Raw genomic sequence first — 16,840 nt, forward strand, 5'->3', positions numbered from 1 at the left:
GCTCATGCGGCGCTGACAATCGAGCAAACCCTGTGCCGTCCCGCGTCGAAAGGACGGTGCAAGCCAAGGACGGCGTAGCGCTACGCGGCGCAAGCTCCTTACCATGTTAGACGGCAAATACTGCAAGGCGCGCACATTTGCGACAAAACCGTATTGTAGATTCCATCATCGCACGAACCACCGCGCGCGTCCGCCATGCGTTAGCGCAGCACGTCGAAGCGCGTCCACGGCCACGACGGACGGTCGCGCATATAGCCGTTCAGCCAGTTCCACTGCGGATGCCGCTTCATAAACGCCTGCGCGTCGAACGGCCGGCCGCACGGATGCCCCCAGCGCGCGGTAAACGCCATCTCGCGCGCCATTTCGCTATCGACCACCTTGCCGTCGTTCGCGCCCCACGGATTGAACGGGCCGTGATCGGTGCCGCCGAAGCGCGCGTCGTCGAGCTCCAGATGCCCGCAGATCGTGCGCGAGCACGGGTTGTCGTTGCGATCGAGATAGACGTCGTGATGATCGGCGATCATCTGCCTGGCGAGTTCGACGTCGATGCTGCCGCGATGCATTTCCTCGAGCTGCATGAAACGCAGACGCCGCGCGCCGTTCTTGCGCACGTCGGTATAGTCCTCGCCTTCGCCGATGCATTCCTGGTTGCGGATCTTCAGATCCGTCGCGGTGTTGTAGCCGCTGTAGAAACCGTCCCTGGTGGTCTCGAAGCCCGAATAGTGCAGCCCGAGTTCGTAACGCGCGATCTCGCCGGTCTTCGTGTCGCCGAGCAGCCAGCTGTTCGCGTAGCCGCCGTTGTTTGCGAGCGAGAACATCTCGCACCATTCCTTGATGCTGTTCGCATATTGCGACGCGCGCCGCGAGCGATAGAACTCGGGCGCGCCGGCCGGGTTGTAGCCCGCGAAGTTCGAGATCGTCGTTTCGGTGATCATCAGACCGGCCGCCGTGACCCAGAAATCGGTCAGGCTCGAGATGCAGCCCGGCAGACCCTGCATCAGGATGCGGTTGCCGCGGTCGGGCACGATGTCGAACACGACGTTGAACGCGTCGCCGGCCGCATAGCGGTCCCATGAGTTGTGCGCCATCACGATGCGGCCGTCGCGCGTCGCGCTGCCGGTCGCGATGAACGCGCTGCAGTGGTGACCGCGCCGGCCGCGCCACAGTTTCGCGCCCAGATGCGGCTGTGCCTGCGCCGCATGTGTCGGCCACCAGCTTTGCAGCAGATCCATGTAGCCGTTCCACGCGAGCACTTCGGCGAACGGCAGCTTCGCGCCATCGGCGATGCCATGAATTTCGTCGGCGAATTCGGTGTCGAGCTTGCTCGCGAACTGACTCGTCGCGGCGTTGACGAAGGTGTCGAACTCCTCGCCGGTGTCCCACCTGGCGAGATAGCGCGCGGTGCGGATCGCGTTTCTGATTTCGTCGGCGAGCAACTGGCCGTGCTGTTCGCCGCGATCGTACGGCTCGCCTTCGATATGCACGAAAATCCAGCCGGCCTGATCGCGGCGTACGGCCTCGGGGGACGGTTCGCTCATCTTCGGCTCCGACGATACGGCGTATAGGGCGGGCGCTGTCGCCGCGCCCATGCTGGGCTCACGTGTGCCGGCCGCATGAAGGGCGGGCAGTCTGTTCATTGTAGAGAATCCGCGGCGCTTTGCATCGCGCGCCGCGAAGCTTGCGCGAAGGCCCTAGCGCGACGGATTCATGCGGAAGTACGCGTCGAGCAGCGAGGTCTTGTAGACGACCCCGGCAAGCAACGGACGCGCGGTGCTTTCGATCACCGGCAGCCGCTCGCCCTGAAACGCCATGAAGTGCTGCAACGCGACGGCAAGCGACATGTCCGGCGTCAGCACGTCGAAGTGCGGCTGCAGATAATCGGCGGCGGTTTTCATCGACGTGTCGGTCCGGTCGAGCAGATCGGACGTGATGTCCTTCAGCGCGACCACGCCGAGAAATGCGCCCGAGTCGTTGGCGACGTACAGGTACTTGACCGGATATTCGAGAAACACGCGCGTCATGTCGTGCACGCTCGCGTTCGGCGGTACGACGGTCTGCGCGGGGCGGATCAGCTCGCGCATCTGCGTCGCGCGCAGTCGCGTTCGTTCCTGCTCCTCGCGATTGCGGCGCAGCGTGATCTCGTACATCGAGGTCTTGCCGATCGCGCGCGCGATGAAGTACGCGACCACGCACGACACCATCAGCGGCAGCACGACCTGATAGCTCAAGGTCATTTCGAAGATCATCAGGATCGCCATCAGCGGCGCCTGGGTCGCGCCCGCGAGGAACGCGCCCATGCCGACCATCGCATACGCATAAGCGGCCGACGTCGCGTGCGGCCACAACGCGTGCATGCCCTGGCCGAACAGTGAGCCGACCGCCGCGCCGACGAACAGCGTCGGCGTGAACACGCCGCCGACCGCGCCGGAGCCGGCCGTCGCCGCGGTCGCCGCGAGCTTGCAGACGAGCACGAGCACGAGCGCGGTCCACGTCCACGGCGAATGCAGGATCGAGTTCACGACGCTGTAGCCGTTGCCCCACACCTCGGGCTCCGCGACCGAGATGATGCCAACCACGAGACCGCCGATTGCGAGCCGCACCGGCAGCGCCACCGGCAGCTTGCGAAAGGTCCGCTTCGAGGCATCGAGCAACCGCAGGAACTGCGGCGCGGCCGCGCCGCACAGCGCGCCGAGCGCGACGAACAGCAGCACCTCGGGACCGGTCACGGTCGGAAACTCCGGCATCTCGTAGGGCGGCTTGTAGCCGGCGAATTCGCGCATCGTGATGTTCGCGACGACCGCGGCGACCACCACCGGCCCGAAGCTCTCCATCGCGATCGAGCCGAGCACGATCTCGGTGACGAAAAACGCGCCCGCGATCGGCGCGCTGTACGCGGACGTGATACCGGCCGCCGCGCCGCACGCGACCAGCAGGCGCAGCCGCGGCGGATCGAAGTGGACCCAGCGGCCGATCAGCGACGAGGCGAGCGCCGCGAGCTGCACCATTGGACCTTCACGGCCGATCGAGCCGCCGCTCGCGATCGTAAACAGCGACGACACGCTGCGCCACAAGCTCAGGCGCACCGGCACGGCGCCGTCGCCGATCGCGACGGCTTCCATGTAGTCGGAGTGCGGGTGCCGGTCGGCGTGACGCTGCGCGATCAGCAGAAACACGCCGGCGACCAGACCGCCCGCGGCCGGCACCCAGATGCGCACGGTCCACGGCAGGCTGCGCGCCGTTTCGACGAAGCTGCCGGAGTGGCCGGTTATCGCCAGTTGCAGCAGTTCGATGCCCTTGCGAAACGCCACGGTGGCGAACGCGCCGGCAATGCCGACGACGACCGACCAGACCAGCATCGTATGGGCATCGGAGAGGCGGAAAAGGCGTTGGGCGCGGGTGCGCAGCTTCAGCAGGAATGAAAGCACGTCGACGGTACGGGGCGTGATGGGAGGTTGAAAAATCCGCGCCATAACAACAGCGCGCCCGCGTCGAATGGCGGGCGCGCGGCGGCGAGCGGGCGGGGCCGGGCGGCGCGGTTCAAGTCGCCGCCTTGTCGAGTTCCGGGTAGTGCCGGAAGACGCAGCTTTCGTTATGGGCGATGCGCCGGTCCGAGTCCAGGTACGCGACGATGTTCGGTCTGGCGATCACCCTGTCGTGCAGCGCGGCGAGCCGCGGATAGTGCTCGCCGAAGCGCTTCAGCGCGCGCGGAAACGCATACAGCAGACCATCGATCAACTGGAACATCGACAGATCCACATAGGTCAGCGCGTCGCCGACCATGAAGCTGTCGCCGGCCGGATTCTGCGCGAGCACGCGTTCGAAGTACGACATGAACTTCGGAATCCGATGCTCGATGAAATCGTGCGCGCGCACCTTCGCCGCATCTTTCTGCTCCTCGTAGTAGAGGCCGCTCGCGAGCGGATGGTGGGTGTCGTGCGCTTCGGTGACGACGTCGGCGATCGTCAGTTGCAGGCCGTTCGCGACGTAGCGCAGGCTCTCCACCGTGGGCGCGAGATTGAGCCGCGGGCCGAGATAGAACAGGATGTTGGCGGTTTGCGGGATCACCAGATCGCCGTCTTTCAGAAACGGCGGCGCGAACGGCGGATACGGCTCGTCGGGGCTGTCCATCACGGCCATCATCGCCTCGGTGCCGAGGCCCTTCGAAGGCTTGCCGCGCGCGACTTCGACATAGTCGACGCCGGCTTCCTCCAGCGCGAGCCGCACGAATTCGCCGCGGCCTTGCAGGCCATCCCAGTAGTACAGTTCCAGGCTCATCGATCGATCCTCATTCCGGTCGCCGGGACGCGTCGCGGGAAGACGGTTTCACCGCTGCCATCGGACCATGCGCACAGGCGGGTTGTGGGAGCAAAGTTCGCAGCAACGAGTATGCCGTGTGAGCGGGCCGGATGGGGCGCCAGAATGCCCAAAACCCCGCGCGCGGCGGGGTGTCGGGGAAGGCGGGGAAGCCGGCGACGGCTCAGCGCAACAGGTGCTGGACGGCCCATGTGATGCCCAGTCCGCCGGCGATCAGCCACACATACAGAATCAGGCCCGTGGTCAGCGCGCGCGGACCCGCTTCGCGAATCTGCGAAATGCGCGTTTCCATGCCGAGTGCGGTCATCGCCATCGTCAGCGCGAAGGTGTCGAGCAGGTTCAGCGACGAGGTGGCGCTTTGCGGCAGCACATGCAGCGAGTTGATCGCGACGCAGGCGAGAAAGCCGAGTGCGAACCAGGGGATCGCAAGCTTGCGTGGGACGACGCCGTCCGTGCTGCCATCCTTCGCGCCGCGCGCCGCGCGGTTCACCCACAGGCCGACCACCAGCAATACCGGCACGAGCAGCATCACGCGGGTCATCTTGACGATCGTCGCGATGTGCGTCGCTTCCGGGCTCACGTTGCTCGCCGCGCCGACCACCTGCGCGACCTCGTGGATCGTGCCGCCGAAGAAGAGACCCGCGCCGACCGTATCGAGATGCAGCCAGCCCGCGTTGAACAGCACCGGGTACAGGAACATCGACAGCGTGCCGAACAGCACGACGGTGCCGACCGCCATCGCGCTCTTGTGCGGCTTCGATTGCAGCGTCGATTCGAAAGCGAGCACCGCGGCCGCGCCGCAGATCGCGCTGCCGGCCGCCGTCAGCAGCGCGGTGTCGCGATCGAGCTTCATGATCTTGATACCGGCCCAGGTGCCGATCACGAGCGTGCTGACGACGATCAGCACCGATTCCGCGAGACCCGGCAGGCCCACCTGGGCGATTTCCTGCAGGCTCACGCGCAGACCGAAGAACGCGACCGCGATGCGCAGCAGCTTGCGCGCCGAGAAGTTGACGCCCGCCGCCCAGCTGGCCGGCATGCTGTCGCGCAGCGCGTTGCCATAGATCGCACCGGCGACGATGCCGACGATCAGCGGACTCAGGCCAAGACCGGCAACCGCCGGAATCGCCGCGATGCGCGTGACGGCGGCGGCGAACAGCGCGACGAATAGCACGCCATTGAGTTGGCCGCGAGTGGACAGCGCGGGGGAGGCGGCAGTGAGCGGGACGGTGGGTGTGGACATGATCGGGTGCCTGACTTCGTAGCGAACTTGCACAGAACTGCATGAGCAGCAACGGGGCTAATCCTAAATTAGATATAACGATATGAAAAATCGTGATTTAGAATGTGAAGTATCGGCCCAACCAATATTTCATCGAGATGACCCCGGATCAACTTATAACGTTTGCTGCCGTCGCTGAGCATCGCAACATCAGCCGGGCGGCGGTGGCGCTGCATCTGTCGCAGCCGGCGGTGTCCGGACAGCTACGGCAATTGCAGGACGAGTTCGGCGAGCCTCTGTACCAGCGCGATGGCCGCGGCGTACGGCTGACGCCGGCCGGCGAGCAGCTCGCCAGCTATGCGGCGCGGCTGCGCGACATCTGGCGGCAGGCGCATGCGTATCGCGACGCGCTGCGCGGTCTGGAGCAGGGCACTTTGCGGATCGGCGCGAGCACGACGCCGGCGAGCTATCTGCTGCCGTATCTGATCGCCGAATTCCATCGCCGCTATCCGGACGTGACCGTGCATACCGCCAACGGCAATACGGCCGAGATCGTCGGCGCACTCGGCTCGGTCGACATCGCGATGATCGAGGGCCCCGCCGGCGCCGATCTGCCGCCGGATACGGTCGTCCATGCGTGGCGCGAGGATGAAATCGTCGCGATCATGCCGCGCTCGCACCCGCTCGCGCAGGCGGACAACGGCGAGCGCATCGAGCTGGCCGCGTTCGGCGCCTATCCGCTGGTGCTGCGCGAGGAAGGCTCGGGCGTGCGGCAGACGGTCGAGCGCGAATTCGCTCGCGCGGGCGTGCCGATGCGCGTGGCACTCGAGATCGCCGGGGTCGAAGGCGTGAAGGAGGCGGTGCGAGCCGGCATGGGCGTCGGCTTCGTGTCGGCGATGTCGATGCGGCATGAGAACGGTGCGCTGCGTCTGATGTCGCTGAGCCCGCAGCCGCTGATGCGGCGGCTGTCGATTCTGGTGCCCCATGCGAGCGCGCCGTCGCGGGTTGTCGAACAGTTTCTGGCGATGTGTATCGCGGACGGCGGCTGACTGCAGCGCTGGCGGCGTGCGGCCGGCGCGCCTGGGGATTTCCTCTATGGTGCGCGATGGCCGTCCCGCGCACTATTCGCACATCGCAGCGCCTCGGCGCTTTTTTTCGAAGTGTGATTGGAACCGGTTCCAAGAACGGTTTCGTGTCAGGATCGAGTGAGTTGGACATGGCTGATGCAGTTGAGATCGTGGTCGTCGCCAGCGCGTTCGGTGTGAACGCCGTGCGGGCCGACGGCCATCTGAAATGCGCGCAGGCGGCAAAGCGAGCCGGCGCGGCGGGTTTCGAAGTGCGTCGAGAGCTGTTCGCGAGCGACGCGGACGCGGACCCGCAACGGCTGCGCGCCCTCGGCGCGGCGTTGGCCGATCTCGGGCTGTGGCCGGTGTTCTCGACGCCGGCATCGTTGTACGCCGCGAACGGCCAGCTCGATACCGACGCGCTGCGTCTGGCGCTCGACGAAGCGGCCGCGCTCGGCGCGCGCTTCGTCAAGCTGCAACTCGGCGGCTTCGCGGGGGAGGCTCACGGTGCGGCGCTCGTCGCGCAGGTGGCGAGCGGCTGCGGCACCACGGACGGCGCGCAGCCACGGCTCGTCGTCGAAAACGGGCAACTGGCGCAGGGCGGCTCGCCCGCGCAGTTCGTCGGGCTGTTCGACGCGCTCGCGCGTGAAGGCCACGCGGACGCGCTCGGTATGACTTTCGATACCGGCAACTGGGCGTGGCTCGACGTCGCGCCGCTCCAGATCGCGCCGCAGCTTGCGCCGTACGTCGAGTACATCCATTGCAAGAGCACGACGGGCGAGGGCGCGCGGCGCTTCGCGACCGCGCCGGCCGACGATGACGCGCCATTCCGCGCGGTCCTCGACCAGCTGCCGCGCGATGTGCCGCGTGGCATCGAGTTTCCGTTCGACCCGAGCCGGATCGATGCTGATGCCGCGCACTATGTGAACTGGCTAGCGCGGGTATAGACCGCGACGCGGCAAGCAAGGCAGCAAACAACGCAACGCAACCTGAATCATCGGCATCGGATGCACCACCAGGAGCCCAGCATGATCCACCCGTACCCCGCCCTCGACGTGATCACCTACGGCGAAGCGATGGCGATGTTCGTCGCCACCGAAACCGGCCCGCTGGCAGGCGTCGGACACTTCACGAAGCGCATCGCCGGTGCGGATCTGAACGTCGCGATCGGCTTGTCGCGACTCGGCTTCAGGGTGGGCTGGATGAGCCGCGTCGGCGACGATTCGTTCGGCCAGTACGTGCGCGACACGCTGACGAAGGAGGGCATCGACCAGCAATGCGTGAGCACCGACGCGCGCTATCCGACCGGCTTCCAGCTGAAGTCGAAGAACGACGACGGCAGCGATCCGGCGGTCGAATACTTCCGCAAAGGCTCGGCGGCGAGCCATCTGTCGCGCGACGACTACGTCGCCGACTACGTGCTGCCCGCGCGTCATTTGCATCTGACCGGCGTCGCGCCGGCGATCTCGGCGAGTTCGCGCGAACTCGCGTTCCATCTGGCCCGTGAAATGCGTGCGGCAGGCAGGACGATCTCGTTCGACCCGAACCTGCGCCCGACGCTGTGGCCGTCGCGCGCGGCGATGGTCGAAGGCCTGAACGCGCTCGCGGCACTCGCCGACTGGGTGCTGCCCGGCATTGGCGAGGGTGAGATTCTGACCGGCTACACGCAGCCGGAGGACATCGCGCAGTTCTACCTCGAGCGCGGCGCGCGCGGCGTGATCGTCAAGCTCGGCGCGCAGGGCGCGTATTACCGCACCGCGACCGATGCCGCGACGATCGCCGGCCGGCCGGTCGCGAACGTCGTTGATACGGTCGGCGCCGGCGATGGTTTCGCGGTCGGCGTAATCAGCGCGCTGCTCGAAGGCCGCACGCTCGCGCAGGCGGTCGCGCGCGGCAACCGGATCGGCGCGCTCGCGATTCAGGTGATCGGCGATTCGGAAGGTTTGCCGAGCCGCGCCGAACTGGACGCGCTGGAACTGGCCGAGGTGCCGGGCATCGCAAGCGCGGCCTGACGCGGCTCGGACTGCGTCGATAGCGATGCATACACGACCAGCATCCACACGACAACAAGAGCGCCCTCAGCGCGCCAAGTTTTTTTCATCATTGATTCGGGACGACGCCGTCCAAGGAGACTTTCATGACCTCATCACTTGCGATTCGCCGCTGGTGGACGATCATGCCGATCGTGTTCATCACCTACAGCCTCGCGTATCTGGATCGCGCGAATTTCGGCTTCGCGGCGGCGGCCGGGATCAACCAGGATCTCGGCATCAGCAAGGGGCTCGCGTCGCTGATCGGCGCGCTGTTTTTCCTCGGCTATTTCTTCTTCCAGATTCCGGGCGCGATCTACGCCGAGCGCCGCAGTGTGAAGAAGCTCGTGTTCTGGAGCCTCATCCTGTGGGGCGGCTGCGCGGCGTTGACCGGCATGGTCAGCAACATTCCATCGCTGATGGCGATCCGCTTCGTGCTCGGCATCGTCGAAGCCGCGGTGATGCCGGCGATGCTGATCTTCATCAGCAACTGGTTCACGAAGAGCGAACGCTCGCGGGCGAACACGTTCCTGATTCTCGGCAACCCGGTCACGGTGCTGTGGATGTCGGTCGTGTCGGGCTATCTCGTGCATTCGTTCGGCTGGCGGCAGATGTTCATCGCCGAGGGCGCGCCCGCGATCCTCTGGGCGGTGTGCTGGTGGTTCCTCGTGAAGGACAAGCCCGAGCAGGTGTCGTGGCTCACGCAGCAGGAAAAGGATGCGCTCGCGCAGACCTTGCGCGCCGAGCAGGCCGCGATCAAGCCGGTGCGCAACTACAGCGAGGCGTTTCGCACGCCCGCGGTCATCAAGCTGTGCGCGCAGTATTTCTGCTGGAGCATCGGCGTGTACGGTTTCGTGCTGTGGCTGCCGTCGATCCTGAAAAACGGCTCGTCGATCGGCATGGTCGAGACGGGCTGGCTGTCTGCGCTGCCGTATGCGGCCGCGACGATCGCGATGCTTGCAGCTTCGTGGGCATCGGATAAACTCAACCGCCGCAAGGTGTTCGTGTGGCCGTTCCTGCTGGTCGGCGCGATTGCGTTCGCGGCGTCGTACGGGCTCGGCTCCGCGCATTTCTGGATTTCGTATGCGCTGCTCGTGATCGCGGGCGCCGCCATGTACGCGCCGTATGGCCCGTTCTTCGCGATCGTGCCCGAACTGCTGCCGAAGAACGTCGCGGGTGGCGCGATGGCGCTGATCAACAGCATGGGTGCGCTCGGTTCGTTCGTCGGCTCGTACGTGGTCGGCTATCTGAACGGCGCGACCGGCTCGCCCGCGGCATCGTATGCGTTCATGAGCGTGGCGCTCGTCGCCGCGGTGATCCTGACGCTCGCAGTCAAGCCGGCCGCCGCCGAACGACGCGACCCCGCTCGTCCCACCGTCGCAAGGAAAATTAGCTGATGAAGAAGATCGTCGCCTGGAAGTCGCTGCCCGAGGATGTGCTCGCCTATCTGCAACAGCATGCGCAGGTCGTGCAGGTCGATCCGTCACAGCATGATGCTTTCGTCGCCGCGTTGCGCGACGCCGACGGCGGCATCGGCGCAAGCGTGAAGATCGCGCCGGCGATGCTCGAAGGCGCGAGCCGGCTTAAGGCGCTGTCGACGATCTCGGTCGGCTACGACCAGTTCGACGTCGACGACCTCACGCGCCGCGGCATCGTGCTCGCGCACACGCCGGACGTACTGACCGAATCGACCGCCGATACCGTGTTCTCGCTGATCCTCGCGTCCGCGCGGCGCGTGGTCGAGCTGGCCGACTGGGTCAAGGCGGGCCAGTGGCGCACGAGCATCGGGCCCGCGCAGTTCGGGGTCGATGTGCAGGGCAAGACGATCGGCATCGTCGGCCTGGGGCGGATAGGCGGCGCGGTCGCACGGCGCGCTGCGCTCGGCTTCAACATGAAGGTGCTGTACACGAACCGCAGCGCGAACCGCCAGGCGGAAGCGGCGTATGGCGCGCGGCGCGTCGAACTGGCCGAATTGCTCGCGCAGTCCGATTTCGTCTGTCTGCAGGTGCCGCTCACGCCGCAAACGCGGCATCTGATCGGCCCGGCCGAACTGCGCGCGATGAAGAAGAGCGCGATCCTGATCAACGCGTCGCGCGGCGCGACCGTCGACGAAGCGGCGCTGATCGAGGCATTGAAGAACGGCACGATTCACGGTGCGGGCCTCGACGTGTTCGACACCGAACCCTTGCCGGCCGACTCGCCGTTGCTGTCGATGCCAAACGTGGTCGCGCTGCCGCATATCGGTTCGGCGACGCACGAGACCCGTCATGCGATGGCGCTCAACGCGGCGGAGAACCTGGTCGCCGCGCTCGACGGCACCTTGACGACCAACATCGTCAACCGTGAAGTCCTGGCGAAGTGAATCGCAGGGTGGCGCGCAAGCTGCCGCCCTCCGACCGACACGAGCGATCAGCGAATGAGCACGACCCCGCCCGCCACGCCACCCAGTCCGCCGTCCGCGCCGACGCGCCGCGCGACGATCACCGATGTCGCGCGCGAAGCCGGCACCGGCAAGACCAGCATCTCGCGCTATCTGAACGGCGAGTTCAGCGCGCTGTCGCCCGAGCTGCGCGCGCGTATCGAAGCCGCGATCGCGCGGCTCGACTACCAGCCGAATCAGATGGCGCGCGGCCTGAAGCGCGGCCGCAACCGGCTGATCGGCATGCTGGTCGCCGACCTGACCAATCCGTACTCGGTCGAAGTGCTGCAAGGCGTCGAGGCCGCGTGCCACGCGCTCGGTTTGATGCCGCTGATCTGCCACGCGGCGAACGAAGTCGAGATGGAGCGCCGTTACCTGCAACTGCTGACCACGTATCGCGTGGAAGGCGTGATCGTCAACGCGCTCGGCGTGCGCGAGGAGACGCTGCGGCCGGTCGGCGATGGCGGGATTCCGGCGGTGCTGGTCGATCGGCGCGTGGAGGGGCTCGTCGCCGACATGGTCGGTCTCGACAATGGCGCGGCCGCCGAGCTTGGGACGCGGCACCTGCTCGAACGGGGCTTCGAGCATATCTGGTTCGTCGTGCAGCCGTTCGAGCGGGTCAGCTCGCGGCGGCAACGCGTCGACGCGTTCGATCGCGCGATGCGCGATGAAGGCCGCGCGCGCGGTCGTACGCTAGTACTCGATCTCGCCGATGAAACTGCTGTCGAGCGCGCCCTTGCGCAGTTGGATTGTGCGATCGACTCGCCGGGCGGGGCTGGCACCGCCCCACGCGTCGCGCTGTTCGCGGCCAACGCGCCGGTCGCGTTGCGCCTCGCGCTGCACCTGAACGCGCGTTACGGCGCGCACTGGCAGAGCCGCGTCGCGCTGCTTTCCATCGACGATCCGGATTGGGCCGAGCTCGCCGGCATCACGACGATCCGTCAGCCGACCTATGACATCGGTTATCGCGCGGTCGAATTCCTGCACGAGCGCATCGAAGGCGCGCAGATGGGCGCGCGCGACTGCCTGCTGCCGGGCGAGCTGATCGTGCGTGCGTCGACCGCGCGCTGATTTCCGGTCAATCTGCGATCATTCGGGGCTGCGGCGCGCAGCGGTTGCGCGCCGGGGATTGCAAGGAACCCCGCAAGGATACTCATGGTCGTGCCACCGCTTACCCTCGCGAGCCTCGCGCTCGCCACCCTCGTCGTCGCCGCTTTACCTTTTCTGCTTTACCGGCAGTTGCGCCGTCCGCTCGCGCTCAGGCCGCGCGACGCGATCGCCGGCGTCGCGGTGTTCGCGCTGTTCGCGATGGTGATCGAGCGGGCGCTGAACGACTATCTGCTGCGCGGTAACGCGGCGACGGCGGCGTTCCTGTCGCAGCCGCTCGCGTTCGTCGTCTATGGAGCGCTGGTCGCGGGCGTTTGCGAGGAAGTGGGGCGGTTCTTCGGCATGCGGCTGCTGATGAAGCGGGCGGCGACGCGGCCGGCCGTGCGCAAAAAGTCGAGCGTGGAAGCGCCCACCGGCGTCGCTGCAAGCGCGGGCGCCAACGCCGCCGCCAGCCCGACCGCCGACGCCGACACCCGCACCGCCGCCTTGCGCGCCGACGATGGCGCCGCGCTGAGCTACGGCCTCGGCCACGGCGGCGCGGAAGCGTGGATGGTCGGCGTGCTCGTGCAGTTCCAGTGGCTCGTGTTCGCGGTCCTCGAAAACCGCGGCCAGCTCGGCGATTACCTCGGCAATCTGCCGGCCGAAGCAGTGATGCGCGTGCATCTGATTCTCGCAAGCCTGACGCCGCAACTGGCCGGCATTTTCGCGCTCGAACGCGTCGCCGCGCTGGTGTTCCAGATCGGCCTGTCGGTGCTGATGTGGCGGGGCGTGCGAGCCGGCTCGCTCACCATCCTGCCGCTCGCGATCGTGGTGCACGCGCTGATCGACACGCCCGCGGCGATGACGCAGGCGCGGCTGCTGCCGCTCGCGGCGGTCGATACGATCTATGCGGTGGCGGCGGTGTTCGTCGCGGGACTGTTGATCCGCAGTTACCGGTGGCCAGCGGCGGCGTGAGCGAATGAACCGCTGGATCGCAGGCGCCTCGCCATCCCTTCAGCGTTTCTCTAAAATGCGCCTACGTTTCAGGATCTTCTTTTCCCGGCAGCCTTCATGGAAGCTTACCAATACGACTGCGCGCATCCGGAGTTCGGCGAGCTCGCGCGCGTCATCAGCGATCTGTTTCCCGAGCAGACGCAGTTCATCGAGCGTGCCGCCGACAATGGCGCGCCCACACTGACGATTCACTGGGTAGCGATGCGCTTCGGCTCGACCGCGAGGCGCATCGAGATGACGGTCGCGATCGCGCCGGCGGCGCTCGCGCGCTATCGCGCGATGCCGGCGCGGCTGCGTGGCCGCAGCTTCGCGGTTTTGCGCGCGTACGTCGAAGCGAGCCTGGGCTCGCTCGAAGAAATATACGCGAACGGCGAGGCGGTGCCGCGCGAAGTCACGGTCGAGCTCGGCGACGAGTTCGCATGAAGCGCGGGTGATGCGCAAATGAAGCGTAGGTGAATCTGCTTCAATCCGCGAGACGATAGACCTTCGCGAAACGCGCGGCCTGCACGACGCCATAGTCGCCGGGCGCGTACTGCATGACCCAGTCGCCGGCCGCGCCGTGCAGCACGTCGCCGCCGCTGGCCGAGCGCGCGAGCGAGAAGGGCTCGTCCATCCGGCGGGCAAGCACGACTGCCGGGATGTTGCGATAGGCGCCGGCTTCGCCGTGCGCGAGCGCTGGATCGGCGGGCAGGTACTTCGCGTCGAAGCGCTCGCGCGACACGACCCAGCGGTCGCCGGTCGAGCCGGTGATCAGCGCATCGCCGCGCACATAGCGGTTCGGGCCTTCGAGGCTCATCAATTGGCCTTCGGAGGCGGCGAATTCGACGCTTACCGTTTCGTCCTTGACGACGCGTTGGGCGTGCGGATCGTCACGCAGATCGAGATTCCTGAGTTCGGTCATGAAGCGGGTGGGAGATTAGGGGGTGGGCGTTGCGGCGAGACTCGCCGCTTTGCGAACCCGAATCATGCCAGATGCCCGCAACGGGGCACCCCCCCGCCGCGGGTGCTCTTTCATTACGGCTTGACGGCCGCGTCGCTCGCGGCTTCGGCCGCGGGCTTGCTGGCCTTGCCATGGTGGCCGCGCTGATGACCCTCGGGGCCGCCATGGTGGAACGTCGCATCGGCGAGCTTCTTCTGCTCCGGCGACAGGCTGCCATACAACGGCTCGAACGCATCGACGAGCTTCTTCATGCCGTCCGCATGCGCCTGCGCAATCGTTGCGTACTGTTTCATGTCGTCGAGCGCACTCACGTTGGTGGCGGCTTTGCGCTGCTCGAACAGCTGGCCCATCGTTTCGCCATTGCTGCGCATCACGTCGGCGAATGCCTTCCATTGCGTTTCCTGCGCGGGCGTGATCTTCAGTTGCGAATGCAGATAAGCGATGCGGTCTTCGACGTTGCGTTCATGGCCGGCCTTGGCCGCGGAAGCCGTTGCCGTGGTGTCCGGTGCCGAGGCCGAGGCCGGCGCGGCGGTTTGAGCGAACGCGCCGCCCATCGAAACGGCCGTAGCCAGCATAACGAGTGCTTTTTTCATCGAAACTCCTGATGTCTGTTCGTATTGAGACTCGGCGCGCGGCGTGCGTATCGCCTCGCGCCAGCGACGAATAGCGGCGCGCCGCAACCAGCTGCCGCATTCGCCCGTCGCCGCTATTAGTAACACGATATCCGTACAATACGGCTCCTGTGCGACAAACGCTTACAACCGAAACGAACGGGAAACGGCTCGCGCCTGAGGGACAAGTGCGCCGACCTGCCGCGCCGAAGACGCCCCCCAGTGTGCCGGGCAGCGGTGAGCGCACACCGTCACACAGCGCCGCTGCCCGCGCAGACGCGCGATAATCCGCGACGTTCCATATCAACTTCCCGCCCCTTCGATGAGACCTCCGCGCCTCGACCAGCTCGACGACCTCGACCGTAATCTCGTTGCACTGCTGCAAGCCAACGCGCGCGAGAGCGTCGCGAATCTCGCACGACAACTTGGCGTCGCGCGCACGACCGTGATCGCGCGCATTGCGCGGCTCGAACGCAGCAACGTGATCGCCGGCTACAGCGTGCGGCTGGGCCAGGACGTTCTCGATTCGAGCATCGTCGCTTATGTCGGCATCATCATCGCGCCGAAGCACGGGCCGGCCGTGCAGAGGCGCCTCGGCAAGATGCCCGAGGTGCAACTGCTGTGCGCGGTCAGCGGCGAGTACGACTACGTGGCATGGCTGCGTGCCGATTCGCCTGAGCGGCTCAACGATCTGCTCGATCAGATCGGCGGGCTCGAAGGTGTCGAGCGGACCACGACGTCGATCATTCTCGCGCGCAAGATCGACCGCGGCACGGTGTGAGTCGGCGCGCGGCGTAACCTCTTCGCGAATGCTTCGACGGTCCGTCGTATACGCGTTTTTTACGCGTTTTCGACGAATCGTTTGAGAAGTTCGTCGGAACGTCGAATCTGGTGGTCATACCGCAGCATTTTGCGCGTATGAACTGTTTTTGCTTCTTCCTACACTGTCGTTCAAGGGTTCGGCCCGCAGGCGCCGCGCGCAATACGCGGCGCACTTCCCAAGCTCAGAGACAGCACATGGATAACAAGGAGAAGCAGATGAAAGTAGCTATCGTTGGCGCAGGTCTGATCGGTCACACCATTGCTCATATGCTGCGCGAGACGGGCGACTACGAAGTCGTCGCCTTCGACCGCGATCAGCACGCACTCGACAAGCTCGCCGCCCAGGGCATTCCGACCCGCCGCATCGATTCCGCCGACGCCGCCGTGCTGCGCGCCGCGATCCAGGGCTTCGACGTGCTGATCAACGCGCTGCCGTACTACCTCGCGGTGAACGTCGCATCGGCCGCGAAGGGCGCGGGTGTCCATTACTTCGACCTGACCGAGGACGTGCGCGCGACGCACGCGATCCGCGCGATCGCAGACGATGCCGATCACGCGTTCATGCCGCAGTGCGGTCTCGCGCCGGGCTTCATCGGCATTGCCGCGCACGAGCTTGCGAATCGCTTCACGGAAATCCGCGACGTGAAGATGCGCGTCGGCGCGCTGCCCGAGTTTCCGACCAATGCGCTGAAGTACAACCTGACGTGGAGCGTCGACGGCCTGATCAACGAGTACTGCCAGCCGTGCGAGGCGATCCGCGACGGCCGCACGCAGTGGGTGCAGCCGCTCGAAGGTCTCGAGCATTTCTCGCTCGACGGCACTGAGTACGAAGCGTTCAACACGTCGGGCGGGTTGGGCACGCTGTGCGAGACGCTGGCGGGCCGCGTCGAATCGCTCGACTACAAGTCGGTGCGCTATCCGGGACATCGCAACCTGATGCAGTTCCTGCTGGAAGACCTGCGTCTGTCGAGCGACCGCGATACCTTGAAGACCATCATGCGCCGCTCGGTGCCATCGACCGCGCAGGACGTCGTGCTGGTGTTCATCACCGTGAGCGGCATGCGCGACGGTCAGCTCGTGCAGGAGGTATTCACGCGCAAGATCTTCGCGAAGACCGTGTGCGGCGTGCCGATGAGCGCGATCCAGATCACCACCGCCGGCGCGATGTGCGCGGTGCTCGATCTGTTCCGCGAGCGCAAGCTGCCGCAAAAGGGCTTCGTGCGGCAGGAGCAGGTGTCGCTTGGCGATTTCCTCGCAAACCGCTTCGGCAAGCTGTACGAAGGGCAGGCACTGGAGGCGGCGGTGACGGTTTGAGGTT

Annotated in this window: 16 protein-coding genes; 10 read left to right on the forward strand and 6 right to left on the reverse strand. The window is 66.3% G+C overall.

Features of this window, described 5'->3' with window-relative positions:
- Positions 1 to 200: 200 nt before the first annotated feature.
- The 4 genes from AB3X96_RS04180 to AB3X96_RS04195 form a co-directional block, all read right to left on the reverse strand.
- Positions 201 to 1,538, reverse strand: coding sequence for a C45 family autoproteolytic acyltransferase/hydolase (locus AB3X96_RS04180; protein WP_368588701.1), 1,338 nt, complete (start codon positions 1,536 to 1,538; stop codon positions 201 to 203).
- A gap of 153 nt (positions 1,539 to 1,691) precedes the next feature.
- A complete protein-coding gene (locus AB3X96_RS04185; RefSeq protein ID WP_368589059.1) occupies positions 1,692 to 3,425 on the reverse strand; it encodes a ClcB-like voltage-gated chloride channel protein in 1,734 nt (577 codons plus the stop codon).
- 112 nt (positions 3,426 to 3,537) lie between these two features.
- Complete coding sequence (locus AB3X96_RS04190) at positions 3,538 to 4,275, reverse strand: glutathione S-transferase (protein WP_368588702.1); 738 nt, start codon at positions 4,273 to 4,275, stop codon at positions 3,538 to 3,540.
- 202 nt (positions 4,276 to 4,477) lie between these two features.
- Entirely contained in the window at positions 4,478 to 5,557 is a 1,080-nt protein-coding gene (locus AB3X96_RS04195) for a YeiH family protein (RefSeq protein WP_368588703.1), read from the reverse strand.
- Positions 5,558 to 5,694: 137 nt separating this feature from the next.
- Between AB3X96_RS04195 and AB3X96_RS04200 the strand changes: the two genes are divergently transcribed.
- The 8 genes from AB3X96_RS04200 to AB3X96_RS04235 all read left to right on the forward strand — a co-directional run bounded on the left by AB3X96_RS04200 (position 5,695) and on the right by AB3X96_RS04235 (position 13,572).
- A complete protein-coding gene (locus tag AB3X96_RS04200) occupies positions 5,695 to 6,585 on the forward strand; it encodes a LysR family transcriptional regulator (RefSeq protein ID WP_368588704.1) in 891 nt (296 codons plus the stop codon).
- 167 nt (positions 6,586 to 6,752) lie between these two features.
- Entirely contained in the window at positions 6,753 to 7,547 is a 795-nt protein-coding gene (locus AB3X96_RS04205; protein ID WP_368588705.1) for a sugar phosphate isomerase/epimerase family protein, read from the forward strand.
- An 81-nt stretch (positions 7,548 to 7,628) separates the two neighbouring features.
- The gene (locus tag AB3X96_RS04210) at positions 7,629 to 8,612 is read left to right on the forward strand and encodes a sugar kinase (RefSeq protein ID WP_368588706.1); all 984 of its coding nucleotides are present in this window, start codon (positions 7,629 to 7,631) and stop codon (positions 8,610 to 8,612) included.
- Between the two features lie 125 nt (positions 8,613 to 8,737).
- Positions 8,738 to 10,027 carry an MFS transporter gene (locus AB3X96_RS04215; RefSeq protein ID WP_368588707.1) on the forward strand — a complete coding sequence of 430 codons (1,290 nt, stop codon included), beginning with the start codon at positions 8,738 to 8,740 and terminating at the stop codon, positions 10,025 to 10,027.
- The gene (locus AB3X96_RS04220; protein ID WP_368588708.1) at positions 10,027 to 10,992 is read left to right on the forward strand and encodes a 2-hydroxyacid dehydrogenase; all 966 of its coding nucleotides are present in this window, start codon (positions 10,027 to 10,029) and stop codon (positions 10,990 to 10,992) included. Before AB3X96_RS04215 ends, AB3X96_RS04220 begins: the two co-directional genes overlap by 1 nt.
- 54 nt (positions 10,993 to 11,046) lie before the next feature.
- Positions 11,047 to 12,120 carry a LacI family DNA-binding transcriptional regulator gene (locus AB3X96_RS04225; protein WP_368588709.1) on the forward strand — a complete coding sequence of 358 codons (1,074 nt, stop codon included), beginning with the start codon at positions 11,047 to 11,049 and terminating at the stop codon, positions 12,118 to 12,120.
- Between the two features lie 84 nt (positions 12,121 to 12,204).
- Positions 12,205 to 13,110: a YhfC family intramembrane metalloprotease gene (locus AB3X96_RS04230; protein ID WP_368588710.1), complete on the forward strand. Its 906-nt coding sequence runs from the start codon at positions 12,205 to 12,207 to the stop codon at positions 13,108 to 13,110.
- Between the two features lie 96 nt (positions 13,111 to 13,206).
- A complete protein-coding gene (locus AB3X96_RS04235) occupies positions 13,207 to 13,572 on the forward strand; it encodes a DUF3022 domain-containing protein (protein ID WP_368588711.1) in 366 nt (121 codons plus the stop codon).
- A 40-nt stretch (positions 13,573 to 13,612) separates the two neighbouring features.
- Here AB3X96_RS04235 and AB3X96_RS04240 read toward each other — a convergent pair whose 3' ends face one another.
- Positions 13,613 to 14,050 (reverse strand): PGDYG domain-containing protein, encoded by a 438-nt coding sequence (locus AB3X96_RS04240; RefSeq protein WP_176108360.1) that lies wholly within the window; start codon positions 14,048 to 14,050, stop codon positions 13,613 to 13,615.
- Positions 14,051 to 14,163: 113 nt separating this feature from the next.
- Positions 14,164 to 14,682, reverse strand: coding sequence for a Spy/CpxP family protein refolding chaperone (locus AB3X96_RS04245; protein ID WP_368588712.1), 519 nt, complete (start codon positions 14,680 to 14,682; stop codon positions 14,164 to 14,166).
- A 340-nt stretch (positions 14,683 to 15,022) separates the two neighbouring features.
- Between AB3X96_RS04245 and AB3X96_RS04250 the strand changes: the two genes are divergently transcribed.
- Both AB3X96_RS04250 and AB3X96_RS04255 read left to right on the forward strand, forming a co-directional pair.
- Positions 15,023 to 15,481 carry an Lrp/AsnC family transcriptional regulator gene (locus tag AB3X96_RS04250; RefSeq protein WP_368588713.1) on the forward strand — a complete coding sequence of 153 codons (459 nt, stop codon included), beginning with the start codon at positions 15,023 to 15,025 and terminating at the stop codon, positions 15,479 to 15,481.
- Between the two features lie 257 nt (positions 15,482 to 15,738).
- Positions 15,739 to 16,836, forward strand: coding sequence for a saccharopine dehydrogenase C-terminal domain-containing protein (locus AB3X96_RS04255; protein WP_368588714.1), 1,098 nt, complete (start codon positions 15,739 to 15,741; stop codon positions 16,834 to 16,836).
- The last annotated feature ends 4 nt before the right edge of the window (positions 16,837 to 16,840 follow it).

The sequence above is a fragment of the Paraburkholderia sp. BR13439 genome (assembly GCF_040948805.1).
GTDB classification, from domain to species: Bacteria; Pseudomonadota; Gammaproteobacteria; order Burkholderiales; family Burkholderiaceae; genus Paraburkholderia; species Paraburkholderia youngii.

Bases quoted from the DNA above. Each gene is read 5' to 3' on its own strand.
- AB3X96_RS04200 (WP_368588704.1), top strand. From the start codon at position 5,695: ATGACCCCGGATCAACTTATAACGTTTGCTGCCGTCGCTGAGCATCGC.
- AB3X96_RS04215 (WP_368588707.1), top strand. From the start codon at position 8,738: ATGACCTCATCACTTGCGATTCGCCGCTGGTGGACGATCATGCCGATC.
- AB3X96_RS04190 (WP_368588702.1), bottom strand. From the start codon at position 4,275: ATGAGCCTGGAACTGTACTACTGGGATGGCCTGCAAGGCCGCGGCGAA.
- AB3X96_RS04225 (WP_368588709.1), top strand. From the start codon at position 11,047: ATGAGCACGACCCCGCCCGCCACGCCACCCAGTCCGCCGTCCGCGCCG.
- AB3X96_RS04230 (WP_368588710.1), top strand. From the start codon at position 12,205: ATGGTCGTGCCACCGCTTACCCTCGCGAGCCTCGCGCTCGCCACCCTC.
- AB3X96_RS04210 (WP_368588706.1), top strand. From the start codon at position 7,629: ATGATCCACCCGTACCCCGCCCTCGACGTGATCACCTACGGCGAAGCG.
- AB3X96_RS04250 (WP_368588713.1), top strand. From the start codon at position 15,023: ATGAGACCTCCGCGCCTCGACCAGCTCGACGACCTCGACCGTAATCTC.
- AB3X96_RS04255 (WP_368588714.1), top strand. From the start codon at position 15,739: ATGAAAGTAGCTATCGTTGGCGCAGGTCTGATCGGTCACACCATTGCT.
- AB3X96_RS04205 (WP_368588705.1), top strand. From the start codon at position 6,753: ATGGCTGATGCAGTTGAGATCGTGGTCGTCGCCAGCGCGTTCGGTGTG.
- AB3X96_RS04240 (WP_176108360.1), bottom strand. From the start codon at position 14,050: ATGACCGAACTCAGGAATCTCGATCTGCGTGACGATCCGCACGCCCAA.
- AB3X96_RS04180 (WP_368588701.1), bottom strand. From the start codon at position 1,538: ATGAGCGAACCGTCCCCCGAGGCCGTACGCCGCGATCAGGCCGGCTGG.
- AB3X96_RS04220 (WP_368588708.1), top strand. From the start codon at position 10,027: ATGAAGAAGATCGTCGCCTGGAAGTCGCTGCCCGAGGATGTGCTCGCC.
- AB3X96_RS04245 (WP_368588712.1), bottom strand. From the start codon at position 14,682: ATGAAAAAAGCACTCGTTATGCTGGCTACGGCCGTTTCGATGGGCGGC.
- AB3X96_RS04195 (WP_368588703.1), bottom strand. From the start codon at position 5,557: ATGTCCACACCCACCGTCCCGCTCACTGCCGCCTCCCCCGCGCTGTCC.
- AB3X96_RS04235 (WP_368588711.1), top strand. From the start codon at position 13,207: ATGGAAGCTTACCAATACGACTGCGCGCATCCGGAGTTCGGCGAGCTC.